Annotated in this window: 2 protein-coding genes; both read right to left on the bottom strand. The window is 43.5% G+C overall.

Going from position 1 to position 1,698, the window contains the following annotated elements; genetic code table 11:
• A partial coding sequence (gene nagK, locus AB4653_RS18160) for an N-acetylglucosamine kinase (protein WP_372104913.1) occupies positions 1-858 on the bottom strand: 858 nt, incomplete at its 3' end.
• Between the two features lie 163 nt (positions 859-1,021).
• Positions 1,022-1,698: tRNA-uridine aminocarboxypropyltransferase (locus AB4653_RS18155; RefSeq protein WP_372104911.1), on the bottom strand; the 677-nt coding region annotated here is incomplete at its 5' end.

The following is a 1,698-nucleotide window of genomic DNA, read 5'->3' as shown; positions in this document are numbered from 1 at the left end:
TTTCGCTTTGATGATCTTAGGACACTTCGCTACAGACAGTAGGTATTTAGGGATGCGCTTTGGCATTTCTTCGTAGATAAGTTCGAAGTTTGAAAGACCACCACCCAGTGCAACAACATGTGGGTCAAGACCCGTAAACAAGTTCGCAAAACAGATAGCCAATAGCTCCATGAAGCGATCTACGTGCTCAGCCGCTTTTGCTTCACCTTCGTTGTATGCTTGGATGATTTCAATCGCTTTCTTCTTCTCACCGAAGTAGTGCTCATAAATCAATTCGAAGCCACGACCTGATAAGTAGCTGTCTAAACAACCTTTTTTACCACAACCACAACCTAATAACGGTGCGTTGTCGCCGAGGTGGAACCAAGCATCAATAGGGAGACGCATATGGCCCAGTTCACCAGCAACGTGGTTACGACCAGAGAACACTTTGCCTTCGTAAACTAAACCGCCACCGAAGCCAGTACCTAGAATTAGGCCAGCAACTGATGGTTCATCTTTAAGTTCATCATCCCATGCTTCTGAAAGCGCAAAACAGTTCGCATCATTCTCGATTTTTACACTACGACCAATAAGCGCTTCTAAGTCTTTACGTAGTGGCTTACCTGTTGAAGCCGGTACGTTAACAACCAGCATAGTGCCGTCGTCTGCGTTTTCCATGCCAGGAAGACCAAGGCCAATTTTGCCTTCACAAGAGAATTCGTTGTCGTATTTTTTAACTAAACCAGCAATCGTATCAAGCAGTAATTGATAATCGTCTGTTGGTGTTGGAACACGTTCTGTTGCTACTCGCTCAAGTTTCTCATTGAATGCACCAAACTCTATTTTTGTGCCGCCAACATCGAAGCCGTAATACATGAAATCTCTCCAATTTTTCCCTAAATTAGGGCAAATAAAATTTTTAAATTAAACAACTAAGGAGCATTATCCATAACACTCCCCCTACAAACCGTGATAGATAACAAACTTATCTCGTGATCGAGTCTGTTTGAACAACAAGTCAGCACAAAGCGGTTAAAGGTTAGAGTGACGTCTCACTTTTGGTGTGCTCTATGAAAGCGTTCAGACTTGGTTTGGTCGGATCGGACTTATAACGTGTCTTACTTAACATGTAACTTTCCCGAAATGTCTCAAACCATAGCTGTAAAGTCTTGGCACCCTGCTCTTCACCAGCCTGTTTCAAAACCAAGCTCGCCACTTCTGCAGTCGAGAGATGTTGTTCGTTGTCTGACTTACGCATCATATATTGGGAAACCGATTCTGGTTCAATCGACAACACAGGTAAGTCTTGCAGATACTCTGAACGACGGAAGATACGTCGCGCTTCACGCCAACTGCCATCAATAAAGATCAGCAATAGTGTTTTGTTTGGGTCACGCATTTGTGGCAGGTTTTGAACCACGCGCGATTTGTCATCTGTATAGTCTTCGGGGAACACTACGACAGGTTGATAGTTGTCATCTTTTAAGACATCCAACATTTCCTGATTGGGCTCTGTGCGATGCCATAGGTAAGCGTAACTGTCTTTTACTGTATCGAGAATCAATCGACCTGTATTACTTGGTTTCAATATTTCGTTATCTGACAAGATCAACATGGTCGCGACGTTCGTATTTACGTCTGGTTGATGTTCACAGATACAGCTGTCTTGTTTGATTTTACAGAACTCACATCGCACTACTTTACACCCGCGCGCAT

This window comes from Vibrio sp. 10N.222.48.A3, assembly GCF_041475345.1.
GTDB lineage: Bacteria > Pseudomonadota > Gammaproteobacteria > Enterobacterales > Vibrionaceae > Vibrio > Vibrio tasmaniensis_A.
Note: the sequence above shows the minus strand (reverse complement) of the source record. Positions and strands in the feature narration are given on the sequence as shown.